Source organism: Staphylococcus sp. 8AQ (assembly GCF_902506595.1).
GTDB classification, from domain to species: Bacteria; Bacillota; Bacilli; order Staphylococcales; family Staphylococcaceae; genus Staphylococcus; species Staphylococcus pasteuri.
This window is the reverse complement of sequence record NZ_LR733871.1, coordinates 2316538-2330551: the sequence shown is the minus strand read 5'-3', so window position 1 is coordinate 2330551 and position 14014 is coordinate 2316538. Positions and strand designations below refer to the sequence as shown.

Below are 14014 nucleotides of genomic sequence, written 5' to 3'. Positions count from 1 at the left end.
TACAAAAAGGGAGCTGTTTCTATGACTTTATTTTTAAATGGAGATGCTTTAACGATTGAAGATATCAAACAATTATTACACCAAGATTTAAAAATTGAAATTACAGAAGAAGCATTAGAAAGAGTTAAAAAAAGTAGAAGTGTAGTAGAAGGAATTATTAATAATAATGAAACGATTTATGGTATTACAACTGGTTTCGGTCTATTTAGTGATGTGCGTATTGATTCTACGCAATATAATGATTTACAAGTCAATTTAATACGTTCACATGCATGTGGTATGGGTGAACCTTTTTCTGAAGAAGTATCGCTCGTTATGATGATTTTACGTTTAAATACATTATTAAAAGGACATTCCGGTGTAACACTAGAATTAGTTGATCAATTACAATATTTTATTAATGAACGTATTATACCTGTGATTCCGCAACAAGGTTCATTAGGAGCTTCTGGTGACTTAGCGCCTTTATCTCATTTAGCGTTAGCGCTTATCGGTGAAGGTCTTGTATATTATAAAAATGAAGAAGTAGACAGTCGGTATGTCTTAAATGAATTAGGAAGAACACCATTACATTTACAAGCAAAAGAAGGATTAGCTTTAATCAATGGAACACAAGCTATGACAGCTCAAGGCGTTATCAACTATATAGAAGCGGAAGATTTAGGATACCAAGCAGAATGGGTTGCTTCATTAACGCACCAAGCATTAAACGGTATCATTGATGCATATGACCATAGAGTGCATACCGTTAGAAATAGTCAAGAACAGGTTGATGTAGCTGCACGTATGCGTGACTGGTTATCAGATTCTCAATTAACGACAAGACAAGCTGAAATTCGCGTTCAAGATGCATACTCTTTACGTTGCATTCCACAAATTCATGGCGCTAGCTATCAAGTGTTTAACTATGTAAAAGAAAAGTTAGAGTTTGAAATGAATGCCGCTAATGATAATCCTCTTATATTTGAAGAAGATGGTGAAACTACAGTTATTTCTGGAGGTAATTTCCATGGCCAACCGATTGCATTTGCTTTAGATCATTTAAAACTAGGTGTGAGCGAACTAGCAAACGTTTCTGAGCGACGTGTTGAACGTTTAGTTAATCCACAACTTAATGGAGATTTACCAGCATTTTTAAGTCCAGAGCCTGGATTACAAAGTGGTGCGATGATTATGCAATATGCAGCAGCAAGTTTAGTTTCTGAAAATAAAACATTAGCTCATCCAGCGAGTGTAGATTCTATCCCTTCTTCAGCTAACCAAGAAGACCATGTTTCAATGGGAACTATCGCCTCAAGACACGGTTATCAAATGATTGAAAATGCGAGAAGAGTTATTGCAATTGAATGTATTATTGCCTTACAAGCTGTCGAACTTAAAGGTATAGAAGGATTATCACCAAAAACACGTGCTAAATATGACGAATATAGAAATATTGTGCCATCTATTAAACAAGACAGACAATTCCATAAAGATATAGAAGCTGTATCCCAGTATCTAAAAGATAGTGCATATCATTAAGATCAGTTAAATAAAATTATTGAATTTTAAAATAACTTGAAAATTACAAAAAACTTTGCTATATTGTGAGTAAGTTAATAAAATATTGTTCGTAGGCCAAGTAGTATTAATGATGGATTTCAGAGAGCTTGTGGTTAGTGAGAACAAGTAATCCACTTTAATGTGAATCTACCTACATATAGTGAACAACCGGTGAATAACCGTTATTTTAGTTAAGTGCAGATAAAGTAATATCTTTGTTAGATATTTTCTTTGTTTGTTAAATAGGGTGGCAACGCGTAGACCACGTCCCTTGTTGGGGCGTGGTCTTTTTGTATGCTTTTATACATAGTTGTCACGCTAAATATAAATTATAGGAAATGGGAAAGGATGAAGGTTTCATGTTAGATATTAAACTTTTTAGAACTGAGCCAGATAGAGTTAAGAGCAAAATTGAATTAAGAGGAGACGACCCTAAAGTAGTCGATGAAGTATTAGAATTAGACGAAAAACGTCGTACTTTAATTAGCAAGACAGAAGAAATGAAAGCACAACGTAATAAAGTAAGTGAAGAAATTGCTCAGAAGAAACGTAATAAAGAAAACGCTGATGACGTTATTGCTGAAATGCGTCAATTAGGTGATGATATTAAAGAATATGATACACAATTAAATGAAATTGATAATAAAATGACTGACATTCTTGTCCGTATTCCTAACCTTATCAATGATGATGTACCTCAAGGTGATTCAGATGAAGAAAATATTGAAGTTAAAAAATGGGGTACACCACGTGAATTTGATTTTGAAGCTAAAGCTCACTGGGATATCGTAGAAGATCTTAAAATGGCTGATTTTGATCGTGCTGCTAAAATCTCTGGTGCACGTTTCGTATACTTAACAAGAGATGGCGCACAATTAGAACGTGCTTTAATGAACTATATGATTACTAAACATACAACTCAACATGGTTACACTGAAATGATGGTTCCTCAATTAGTTAACTCTGATACTATGTTTGGTACAGGCCAATTACCTAAATTCGAAGAAGACTTATTTAAAGTAGAAAAAGAAGGATTATACACAATCCCAACTGCTGAAGTACCTTTAACTAACTTCTACCGTGATGAAATTATTCAACCAGGCGTATTACCTGAAAAATTCACTGGACAATCTGCATGTTTCCGTAGTGAAGCGGGTTCAGCTGGTAGAGATACAAGAGGTTTAATTCGTTTACATCAATTCGATAAAGTTGAAATGGTACGTTTCGAAAAACCTGAAGATTCTTGGGATGCTTTAGAAGAAATGACATCAAACGCTGAAGCTATCTTAGAAGAATTAGGTTTACCATACCGTCGTGTGATTCTTTGTACTGGAGATATCGGATTCAGTGCTAGTAAAACATATGACTTAGAAGTATGGTTACCAAGCTACAATGATTACAAAGAAATTAGTTCTTGCTCAAACTGTACTGATTTCCAAGCACGTCGTGCAAATATCCGTTTCAAACGTGATAATGCAGCTAAACCTGAATTAGCGCATACGTTAAATGGTAGTGGTTTAGCTGTAGGTCGTACATTCGCAGCAATCGTTGAGAACTACCAAAATGAAGATGGTACTGTAACAATCCCTGAAGCCTTAGTACCATTCATGGGTGGTAAAACTCACATTCAAAAGCCAACTAAATAATAAGATTGTTTGCGAATAAATAGTAAACATGCGTGGTAATGAAGAGCCATCATTGCCACGTATTTTTTTATGCCATTTTATATATGAAGTGGGGTAGGGGAGCATTAAATTTAAAAAAATATCTGTAATTATATGCGGGTAAGTCTAAATATTTATTGAAAATTCTGTCATATATTAAATATCGTTATGACAACGTTTGTAAAAGGAAGTTTGTCTAACGTCACACATACAGTAGTCTAAAAATATTGCCGTTTTGTGAATTGTATATTAGACTTGAATTTATTATTTACGATCTTATAAATAGAGTGAAAAAAGGGGGCGACACATACATATATGACACATCTCACATTTAGACAAGGCGTGAAAGAATGTATTCCAACTTTATTTGGATATGCAGGCGTAGGTATTTCGTTTGGAATTGTTGCCGCATCTCAAAAGTTTAGTTTGTTAGAAATTATTTTACTTTGTTTAATTATTTATGCAGGTGCTGCCCAATTTATTATTTGTGCTTTAGTAATTGCGGGTACACCTATAACTGCGATAGTATTAACAACATTTATTGTGAATTCACGCATGTTTCTATTGAGTATGACTTTAGCACCCAATTATAAATCTTATAGTTTATGGAATAGAGTTGGTTTAGGGTCACTCGTAACCGATGAAACATTTGGTGTTGCCATCACGCCATATTTAAAGGGAGAATCAATTAATGATCGATGGTTACATGGATTAAATATTACTGCATATTTATTTTGGACATTTTCATGTGTGGTTGGGGCGCTCTTTGGAAAATATATTTCCAACCCAGAAATGTTAGGACTAGACTTTGCTATTACTGCTATGTTCATCTTCTTAGGTATCGCTCAATTTGAATCGGTTAAGAAATCTAAAATTAATATTTATCTTGTTTTAATTCTATTCGTTATTGTGATGATGCTAGCATTAAGCTTTGTTATGCCATCATATGTAGCGATTATTATTTCAGCAGTCGTCGCTTCTGCACTTGGGGTGGTGATGGATAGATGATGACAGATACGCATATGTTAGTTGTAATCATATTATGTGGTGTAGTTACACTATTGGTTAGAATTATTCCATTTATGATGATTTCACGAGTTAGTTTGCCAGATGTTGTGATACGATGGCTTTCATTTATTCCTATTACACTTTTTACAGCACTCGTTTTAGACGGCATCATTCAACAACATGAGGGTAGTGTAGGATACACTTTAAATATTCCATTCATTATTGCTCTTATACCTACAGTACTTTTAGCAATTTTAACGAGAAGTCTAACTTGGACTATTTTAGGTGGTATTGCCTTTATAGCGATTTTAAGATATTTTATTTAACATTTTCTTCGTATCATATTGAATTTCAAATTCGAGTTAGTTAAACTTTAAGTAATTAGAATATTTTGATAATTATCGTTTTTCTTAAAAACTTAATCATAAAACCTTATTCAGAGAAGTTGAGGGACTTGGCCCGTAGACGCTTCAGCAACCGGCTACAAATATTAAGAGTACGGTGCTAAAACCAACGATTACTCGAATGATAAGTACTGAACCGCTTCTTACTTTTCAAAGAGTAAGAAGCTTTTTTATTTAAAGGAGGATGGATTGATATATGTCGAATTATATTGTTGATACATTACATTTAGGCGAATTCACGACTGAGTCAGGAGAAACAATACAAGATTTGAAACTAAGATATGAACATGTAGGTTATCCTGGACAACCATTAGTACTGGTCTGTCATGCGCTAACTGGTAATCATTTAACATATGGTACTAATGACAATCCAGGTTGGTGGCGTGAAATTATTGATGGTGGATATATGCCAATTAATGATTATCAATTTTTAACATTTAACGTCATTGGCAGTCCGTTTGGTTCAAGTTCAAAATTTAACGATAAGTACTTTCCTAATCATTTAACATTAAGAGATATAGTTCGTGCCCTTGAAAAAGGGATAGCAGCATTAGGATTTAATAAAATTGATATATTGATTGGTGGAAGCTTAGGTGGTATGCAAGCGTTAGAATTTCTTTATAATCAACGTTTTCCTGTGAATAAAGCGGTCATACTAGCCGCTACTGAAAAAACGTCATCATATAGTCGAGCATTTAATGAAATTGCAAGACAAGCCATTCATATCGGAGGCAAGGAAGGTTTAAGTATTGCTCGTCAATTAGGATTCTTAACTTATCGTTCTTCGAAAAGTTATGATCAGCGATTCACTCCAGAAGAAGTTGTCAATTACCAACAACATCAAGGAGATAAATTCAAAGAATCATTTGATTTATCATGCTATTTAACACTGCTAGATGTCTTAGATAGTCATAATATTGATAGAGGTAGAGATGATGTTGATGAAGTGTTCAAATCACTAGATACTAAAGTCTTAACAATGGGATTTATTGATGATTTATTATACCCTGACGACCAAGTGTTAGCTGCCGGGCAACGATTTAAATATCATCGTCACATTTTCGTACCAGATAATGTTGGACATGATGGCTTTTTACTAAACTTTGAAACTTGGGCACCTAATCTATATTACTTTTTAAATTTAAAACAAATAAGACGTTAGTTAACTAACTTGAAGTAGTAATTAGAATAAATATTTTTAATAGGAAGCATGCGAGAAATCACCCTTCGTAAATGACTATAGTACTTTATTGTTTATTTTTTTCAAAGAGGTTAAAATAGTAGTTATAGTCAAAAAAAGTATGGGAGTGGCGTGTGTGTTTTCAAAAATACAACCTAAAGCAACTATTATAGGGACTTTAGTATTAGCGATAGTAGCTTTAGTAACACATGTATTACCTATTCTCGGCTTAATTTTATGTTTATTTGCAACAATCCCAGGTGTCGTGTTATGGAATAAATCTATTCAATCATTTGGAATTAGTGCTTTAGTAACAGTTATAATTACAACCTTATTAGGTAATACATTCGTCTTAAGTATCATGGTTCTAGTGATTTTAACAAGTTTAATCATTGGACAATTACTTAAGGAAAGAGCAACAAAAGAAAGAATTTTATATGTAACAACGGTATCTCTAAGCTTAATGACATTGATAGGATTCATGTTATTACAAGTATTTGAAAAAATACCAAGAGCAACCGCATTAGTTAACCCTGTTAAAGAAACCGTACATAACGTTTTATTAACAAGTGGAGCAAATGCTGATTATAGACAGATGCTTGAAGAAAGCATCCGCAAAATGACGGTCCAACTCCCAAGTTATCTCATTATTATCGTTTTCCTTATCGTTTTAATTAATCTGATTATAACATTTCCAATCCTACGTAAATTCAAAGTAGCGACGCCTATATTCAAGCCATTATTTGCTTGGCAAATGAATCGTACGCTATTAACAATCTATATTATTGATTTAATTTGCGTGATGTTTGCGACTCAACCAAATACTTTCCAGAGTATCGTTTTGAACTTTGAAGTTGTGTTATCATTAGTGATGTACATTCAAGGGATGAGCGTCATTCATTTCTTCGGGAAAGCGAAACGATTACCGAATGTAGTAACAGTTATATTAATGATTTTAGGAACATTATTAACACCTATGACACACATTGTAGGATTAATTGGTGTCATTGATTTATGTATTAATTTAAAACAACTAATGAATAACAATAATAATAAAAAGTGATGAGAGGTGGAAAAATGAACCGTCAATCCACTAAAAAAGCTTTGCTCATACCTTTTATTGTAATGGCATTAACAGCCATTGCTTTAGTCGTCGTTTGGTTTATATTTAACCAAATTATCGCAGGTATAGCGGCAGGGGTACTACTAGTGATGTTAATTGCTAGTGGATTCTTGTTGAGACAAGCTTTTATGAAAATGGACAATTACGTGGATGATTTAAGTGGCCATATTACAACGAGTAGTAATAAGGCAATTAAACACTTGCCAATCGGGATGATTGTATTAGATGAAAATGACCATATTGAATGGGTTAACCAATTTATGTCTGAACATCTAACAACAAACGTGATTTCAGAATCGGTTAATGAAGTATTTCCCAATATTTTAAAGCAATTAGAGAAAGTTCAAGAAATTGAAATTGAACACGAAAATTATCATTTCAGAGTACGTTATTCTGATAATGAACATTGTTTATACTTCTTTAATATTACAGAAGAGGTACAAACTAATCAGTTATATGAAGATTCTAAACCAATTATCATGACATTATTCTTAGATAACTACGATGAAATCACGCAAAATATGAACGATACACAACGTTCTGAAATTAACTCTATGGTTACACGAGTAATCAGCAGATGGACTTCAGAATATGGTATCTTCTTTAAACGTTATAATTCAGATCAATTCGTAGCATATTTAAACCAAAAGATTTTAGCAGAAATTGAAAACTCAAATTTCAATATTCTAAGTCAATTACGTGAAAAAAGTGTCGGCTACCGCGCCCAACTTACATTAAGTATAGGTGTTGGTGAAGGTACTGAAAATCTTATTGACCTTGGTGAATTATCACAATCAGGCTTAGACTTAGCATTAGGCCGTGGTGGTGACCAAGTTGCTATTAAAAATATGAATGGTAACGTGCGTTTCTATGGTGGTAAGACTGACCCAATGGAAAAACGTACACGCGTAAGAGCGCGAGTTATTTCACATGCATTAAAAGATATCTTAACTGAAGGCGATAAAGTTATCGTTATGGGACATAAACGACCAGACTTAGACGCTATAGGCGCAGCAATCGGTGTATCTAGATTTGCATTAATGAATAATTTAGAAGCTTATGTTGTGTTAAATGAATCAGATATCGACCCAACATTGCGTCGTGTTATGGATGAAATTGATAAGAAACCAGAACTTAAAGAACGTTTCATTACGTCAGATGATGCATGGGACATGATGACTTCGAAAACAACAGTCGTTGTCGTTGATACACATAAACCAGAAATGGTCTTAGATGAAAATGTATTAAACAAAGCTAACCGTAAAGTAGTCATTGATCACCATAGACGAGGCGAAAGCTTTATTTCTAATCCTTTATTGGTATATATGGAACCTTACGCAAGTTCAACAGCAGAACTTGTAACAGAGTTATTAGAATATCAACCGACAGAACAACGATTAACACGACTTGAATCAACTGTAATGTATGCTGGTATTATTGTAGATACACGTAACTTCACATTACGTACAGGTTCAAGAACGTTTGATGCGGCAAGCTATTTACGTGCTCATGGTGCAGATACAATCTTAACGCAACACTTCTTAAAAGATGATGTCGATACGTACATTAATCGTTCTGAATTAATTAGAACAGTAGAAGTACAAGATAATGGCGTTGCAATTGCCCATGGATCTGACGATAAGATTTATCATCCTGTTACAGTTGCACAAGCAGCCGATGAGTTGTTAAGTTTAGAAGGTATAGAAGCTTCTTATGTAGTCGCGAAACGTGAAGATAATTTAGTTGGTATATCTGCCCGTTCATTAGGTGCTGTTAACGTTCAGTTAACTATGGAAGCCTTAGGTGGCGGTGGACACTTAACTAACGCAGCGACTCAATTAAAAGGTGTCTCAGTTGAAGAGGCTATCGCACAATTACAACAAGCTATAACAGAACAAATGAGTAGGAGTGAAAACGCATGAAAGTAATTTTTACACAAGATGTTAAAGGTAAAGGTAAAAAAGGCGAAGTTAAAGATGTACCAGTAGGTTATGCAAATAATTTCTTATTAAAAAATAATTACGCTGTAGAAGCGACTCCTGGTAACTTAAAACAATTAGAACAACAAAATAAACGTGCTGAAGCAGATAGACAACAAGAGATTGAAGATGCAAAAGCATTAAAAGAAAAATTAGCAAATATCGAAGTTGAAGTATCTGCTAAAACTGGTGAAGGCGGCAAATTATTTGGTTCAGTAAGTACGAAACAAATTGCTCAAGCACTTAAAGATCAACATGATATTAAACTTGATAAACGTAAAATGGATTTACCACAAGGTATCCACACATTAGGTTATACAAACGTACCTGTTAAATTAGACAAAGAAGTTGAAGGTACAATTCGTGTGCATACAGTAGAACAATAAGTTGGATTGAAATAGAGGTGTGATCAATAATGGATAATATGTACGAGCAAAATCAAATGCCACATAGCAACGAAGCCGAACAATCTGTCTTAGGTGCCATTATTATTGATCCAGAATTGATTAATACAACTCAGGAAGTGTTACTTCCTGAGTCATTTTATAGAGGCGCCCATCAACACATTTTCCGTGCGATGATGCACTTAAATGAAGATAACAAAGAAATTGATGTTGTGACGTTGATGGATCAACTTACAACTGAAGGAAGTTTAAGTGAAGCGGGTGGTCCGCAATATCTTGCAGAATTATCTACAAACGTACCTACTACAAGAAACGTTCAGTATTATACGGATATCGTATTCAAACACGCGCTTAAACGTAAGTTAATTCAAACTGCAGATAGTATTGCTAATGATGGATATAATGATGAATTAGAATTAGATACTATTTTAAGTGATGCGGAACGACGTATTTTAGAATTGTCATCCACACGTGAGAGTGATGGTTTTCAAGATATTAGAGACGTATTAGGTAAAGTGTATGAAACTGCGGAAGAACTCGATCAAAATAGTGGTCAAACACCAGGTATACCAACAGGCTACCGTGATTTAGACCAAATGACAGCAGGATTTAACCGAAATGATTTGATTATATTAGCGGCACGTCCATCTGTAGGTAAGACTGCCTTCGCGCTTAATATTGCACAAAAGGTAGCGACACATGAAGATTTATATACTGTTGGAATCTTCTCACTAGAGATGGGTGCAGACCAATTAGCTACACGTATGATTTGTAGTTCAGGTAATGTCGACTCTAACCGTTTGAGAACTGGTACTATGACGGAAGAAGACTGGAACAGATTTACTATTGCAGTCGGTAAGTTATCCCGAACTAAAATATTTATCGATGACACGCCAGGTATTCGAATCAATGATATACGTTCTAAATGCCGTCGACTTAAACAAGAACACGGTTTAGATATGATTGTGATTGACTATCTTCAATTAATACAAGGTAGTGGTTCAAGATTCTCAGACAACCGTCAACAAGAAGTATCTGAAATCTCACGTACGCTTAAAGCTATTGCTCGTGAATTAGAATGTCCAGTTATCGCATTGAGTCAGTTATCACGTGGTGTGGAACAACGACAAGATAAACGACCAATGATGAGTGATATTCGTGAATCAGGTTCTATCGAGCAAGATGCTGATATCGTCGCTTTCTTATACCGTGATGATTATTATAATCGTGGTGAAGATGAGGATGATGACGATGATTCAAGCTTTGAACCACAAACTAATGATGATAATGGTGAAATTGAAATCATCATCGCTAAACAACGTAACGGCCCAACCGGTACCGTTAAACTACACTTCATGAAACAATATAATAAATTTACTGATATTGATTATGCTCATGCAGAAATGGGATAAAAAATATTACAAATAAATTTCCGTACGATAAAATTAATTCTAGTTTTATTGTACGGTTTTTATTTTGTCTATTAGCTTTATATTATGTATAAGTTTGTATATTGATTTTTAGTTAATTACTCTAAAATACTTTACTTAAAGGGTTTATCAGACTTTTGAAGATTATATATTTTCTTAAAAGGTAAATCATGTTGCCCAAAATTAATGTTCGATTTTTATTTGCAATATGGTATTTATATTGGTAAAATACTTCATGGTTAAATGAGAAAAATTTGGAGGTGCTCATATGTCATCAATCGTAGTAGTTGGGACACAATGGGGAGACGAAGGTAAAGGTAAAATTACTGATTTCTTAGCAGAGCAAGCAGATGTTATTGCACGTTTTTCAGGTGGTAATAACGCAGGACATACCATTCAATTTGGTGGAGAAACATATAAATTACATTTAGTACCATCAGGTATCTTTTATAAAGATAAATTAGCAGTAATTGGTAATGGTGTAGTTGTAGATCCAGTTGCATTACTTAAAGAATTAGACGGTTTAAATGAACGTGGTATCTCAACAGATAACTTACGTATTTCAAACCGCGCGCAAGTGATTTTACCTTATCATATCGCACAAGACGAATTTGAAGAGCGTCTTCGTGGTGATAATAAAATCGGTACAACGAAAAAAGGTATCGGCCCAGCATACGTAGATAAAGCACAACGAATTGGTATCCGTATGGGAGACCTAATGGAAAAAGAAACTTTCGAAAGACGTCTAAAAGAAAATATTGCATATAAATCAGCATATTTCAAAGGTATGTTTAACGAAACATGCCCTAGCTTTGAAGATATGTTTGAAGAATATTATGCTGCAGGTCAACGTTTAAAAGAATTCGTTACAGATACACCTAAAATATTAGATGATGCATTTGTTGCGGATGAGAAAGTATTATTCGAAGGTGCACAAGGTGTTATGTTAGATATCGACCATGGTACATACCCATTCGTAACTTCAAGTAACCCAGTAGCAGGTAACGTAACTGTAGGTACAGGTGTAGGCCCAACTTACGTGTCTAAAGTAATTGGTGTTTGTAAAGCATATACATCACGTGTTGGTGATGGCCCATTCCCTACTGAATTATTTGATGAAGATGGACATCATATTAGAGAAGTTGGTCGTGAATATGGTACAACAACAGGACGTCCTCGTCGTGTAGGTTGGTTCGACTCAGTAGTATTACGTCATTCACGTCGTGTGAGTGGTATCACAGACTTATCTATTAACTCAATTGATGTTTTAACAGGTTTAGATACAGTTAAAATTTGTACTGCTTATGAATTAGACGGTGAAAAAATTACTGAATATCCTGCAAACCTAGATCAATTACAACGTTGTAAACCAATCTTCGAAGAGTTACCAGGTTGGACAGAAGATATTACGGGTTGTCGCAGTTTAGAAGAATTACCTGAAAATGCACGTAAATATTTAGAACGTATTTCTGAATTATGTGGCGTGCACATTTCAATCTTCTCAGTTGGTCCAGACCGTGAACAAACAAACCTATTAGAAAAATTATGGTAAAAGTTAGACAACAATAAATTTTATACTCTAATATTTTGAAAAAAACCGATTCGTCCATAAAAGCGAATCGGTTTTTTCCTGTTTAAATAAACAATTAAAATTTGTGGTAATGAGGGAGCATGATTAAATCATTTCAATTCAATGCCATTGTATATACACATATTCAATTCAAGTAAGTCATTTTCAAATAGTCATAAGTCTATCAACACTTTTATAGCAATATTTCTCCTTTATTAACATTTCAAAAATAATGTTATATTTATGTGAAAAAATAGCTTGTCATGTAAATAACGGCTATGCTATAATCTATCTTGTGCTTAAGAACGGCTCCTTGGTCAAGCGGTTAAGACACCGCCCTTTCACGGCGGTAACACGGGTTCGAGTCCCGTAGGAGTCACCATTTTTTAGGTCTCGTAGTGTAGCGGTTAACACGCCTGCCTGTCACGCAGGAGATCGCGGGTTCGATTCCCGTCGAGACCGTATTGCCTACCCAAGAGGGTAGGCATTTTTTATGTCTATTTTTATTAATTAGCAAAGTCATTCATCAACTTATTCGCTGTCCTACTCTATAGCAACGCACATCATTCTACACTATAGATAAATGAGCCAATTTCCCATCACATCATGCTACGATCCACTCATTTTACAACTCTATGACAATAGGCAATCGAAACTTAACATTTATCCTTTCACTGCAACTAAAGAAATGTAAAACATTGAATTAATCACTTTTATACTTAATTTTTATATTACAAAATAATGAAATAGATATCATTTAGTTTTTAAAGGTTACTGAAAGTGTTCAACTTATTTTGTGATATACAATTTTGGTGGTAAACTTATATATAATATTATTCTATAATTTTTTATACAAAAATAGAATTAACCGTTCATAAATGGTAAATTATATAGTAGTTACTGTGCTATCAATGCACAATAGTTTGAGTCGTGAGAAAGGTCTCAAACGTTACGAATGAAGCTAAGTTGAACGGTAGAATTATACTTTGAGAAATGAGGTTTATATATATGGCTAGAAAAGTTGTGGTAGTCGACGATGAAAAACCAATTGCTGATATTTTAGAATTTAATCTTAAAAAAGAAGGATACGATGTATTTTGCGCGTACGATGGTAACGACGCAGTAGATTTAATTTATGATGAAGAACCAGACATCGTTCTATTAGACATCATGTTACCTGGTAGAGATGGCATGGAAGTTTGTCGTGAAGTACGTAAGAAATACGAAATGCCAATCATTATGTTAACTGCAAAAGATTCTGAAATTGATAAAGTTTTAGGATTAGAATTAGGTGCGGATGACTATGTGACGAAACCATTTAGTACACGTGAATTAATTGCCCGTGTGAAAGCAAACTTACGTCGTCATTATTCTCAACCAGCACAAGAAGTGAATGATGCAACAAACGAAATTTCAATTAAAGATATCGTCATTTATCCAGACGCATATTCTATTAAAAAACGTGGTGATGACATCGAGTTAACACACCGTGAATTTGAGTTGTTCCATTACCTTTCTAAACATATGGGTCAAGTAATGACACGTGAACATTTATTACAAACTGTGTGGGGCTATGATTATTTTGGAGATGTACGTACAGTGGACGTAACGATTCGTCGTTTACGTGAAAAAATTGAAGATGATCCATCACACCCTGAATATATTGTGACACGTAGAGGCGTTGGATACTTCCTCCAACAACATGATTAG

General features: G+C 34.3%; 11 protein-coding genes, 2 tRNA genes, 1 riboswitch and 1 other annotated feature. All 13 genes read left to right on the top strand.

All coding sequences use genetic code 11. The annotated features are described in order from the left end of the window. Positions 1–21: 21 nt before the first annotated feature. On the top strand, positions 22–1521 hold the full coding sequence (gene hutH / locus GVY01_RS11370) for a histidine ammonia-lyase (protein ID WP_017636730.1): 1500 nt from the start codon (positions 22–24) through the stop codon (positions 1519–1521). Positions 1522–1599: 78 nt separating this feature from the next. Beyond that, positions 1600–1817 (top strand) — a binding site (T-box leader). 84 nt (positions 1818–1901) lie between these two features. Then, positions 1902–3188 carry a serine--tRNA ligase gene (gene serS, locus GVY01_RS11365; protein WP_017636731.1) on the top strand — a complete coding sequence of 429 codons (1287 nt, stop codon included), beginning with the start codon at positions 1902–1904 and terminating at the stop codon, positions 3186–3188. Positions 3189–3521: 333 nt separating this feature from the next. After that, positions 3522–4214: an AzlC family ABC transporter permease gene (locus GVY01_RS11360; RefSeq protein WP_017636732.1), complete on the top strand. Its 693-nt coding sequence runs from the start codon at positions 3522–3524 to the stop codon at positions 4212–4214. Next, positions 4211–4540, top strand: a complete 330-nt coding sequence (locus GVY01_RS11355; protein WP_017636733.1) for an AzlD domain-containing protein — start codon at positions 4211–4213, stop codon at positions 4538–4540. Before GVY01_RS11360 ends, GVY01_RS11355 begins: the two co-directional genes overlap by 4 nt. A 103-nt stretch (positions 4541–4643) precedes the next feature. Further along, a riboswitch (SAM riboswitch) is annotated at positions 4644–4749 on the top strand. 65 nt (positions 4750–4814) lie between these two features. Continuing rightward, the gene (gene metX / locus GVY01_RS11350) at positions 4815–5780 is read left to right on the top strand and encodes a homoserine O-acetyltransferase MetX (RefSeq protein WP_017636734.1); all 966 of its coding nucleotides are present in this window, start codon (positions 4815–4817) and stop codon (positions 5778–5780) included. Positions 5781–5919: 139 nt separating this feature from the next. Next, a complete protein-coding gene (locus GVY01_RS11345; protein WP_026083452.1) occupies positions 5920–6861 on the top strand; it encodes a YybS family protein in 942 nt (313 codons plus the stop codon). Positions 6862–6875: 14 nt separating this feature from the next. Then, positions 6876–8843 carry a DHH family phosphoesterase gene (locus GVY01_RS11340; protein ID WP_108017019.1) on the top strand — a complete coding sequence of 656 codons (1968 nt, stop codon included), beginning with the start codon at positions 6876–6878 and terminating at the stop codon, positions 8841–8843. Then, on the top strand, positions 8840–9286 hold the full coding sequence (gene rplI / locus GVY01_RS11335) for a 50S ribosomal protein L9 (RefSeq protein WP_017636737.1): 447 nt from the start codon (positions 8840–8842) through the stop codon (positions 9284–9286). Before GVY01_RS11340 ends, rplI begins: the two co-directional genes overlap by 4 nt. Before the next feature lie 29 nt (positions 9287–9315). After that, positions 9316–10716: a replicative DNA helicase gene (dnaB, locus tag GVY01_RS11330; protein WP_017636738.1), complete on the top strand. Its 1401-nt coding sequence runs from the start codon at positions 9316–9318 to the stop codon at positions 10714–10716. Positions 10717–11002: 286 nt separating this feature from the next. Then, positions 11003–12286 (top strand): adenylosuccinate synthase, encoded by a 1284-nt coding sequence (locus GVY01_RS11325; protein WP_017636739.1) that lies wholly within the window; start codon positions 11003–11005, stop codon positions 12284–12286. 325 nt (positions 12287–12611) lie between these two features. After that, positions 12612–12686: transfer RNA gene (locus GVY01_RS11320), tRNA-Glu, on the top strand. A 7-nt stretch (positions 12687–12693) separates the two neighbouring features. Continuing rightward, positions 12694–12766, top strand: a tRNA-Asp gene (locus GVY01_RS11315). Positions 12767–13312: 546 nt separating this feature from the next. Further along, entirely contained in the window at positions 13313–14014 is a 702-nt protein-coding gene (gene yycF / locus GVY01_RS11310; protein ID WP_017636740.1) for a response regulator YycF, read from the top strand.

Bases quoted from the DNA above. Each gene is read 5' to 3' on its own strand.
- hutH (WP_017636730.1), top strand. From the start codon at position 22: ATGACTTTATTTTTAAATGGAGATGCTTTAACGATTGAAGATATCAAA.
- serS (WP_017636731.1), top strand. From the start codon at position 1,902: ATGTTAGATATTAAACTTTTTAGAACTGAGCCAGATAGAGTTAAGAGC.
- GVY01_RS11360 (WP_017636732.1), top strand. From the start codon at position 3,522: ATGACACATCTCACATTTAGACAAGGCGTGAAAGAATGTATTCCAACT.
- GVY01_RS11355 (WP_017636733.1), top strand. From the start codon at position 4,211: ATGATGACAGATACGCATATGTTAGTTGTAATCATATTATGTGGTGTA.
- metX (WP_017636734.1), top strand. From the start codon at position 4,815: ATGTCGAATTATATTGTTGATACATTACATTTAGGCGAATTCACGACT.
- GVY01_RS11345 (WP_026083452.1), top strand. From the start codon at position 5,920: ATGGGAGTGGCGTGTGTGTTTTCAAAAATACAACCTAAAGCAACTATT.
- GVY01_RS11340 (WP_108017019.1), top strand. From the start codon at position 6,876: ATGAACCGTCAATCCACTAAAAAAGCTTTGCTCATACCTTTTATTGTA.
- rplI (WP_017636737.1), top strand. From the start codon at position 8,840: ATGAAAGTAATTTTTACACAAGATGTTAAAGGTAAAGGTAAAAAAGGC.
- dnaB (WP_017636738.1), top strand. From the start codon at position 9,316: ATGGATAATATGTACGAGCAAAATCAAATGCCACATAGCAACGAAGCC.
- GVY01_RS11325 (WP_017636739.1), top strand. From the start codon at position 11,003: ATGTCATCAATCGTAGTAGTTGGGACACAATGGGGAGACGAAGGTAAA.
- yycF (WP_017636740.1), top strand. From the start codon at position 13,313: ATGGCTAGAAAAGTTGTGGTAGTCGACGATGAAAAACCAATTGCTGAT.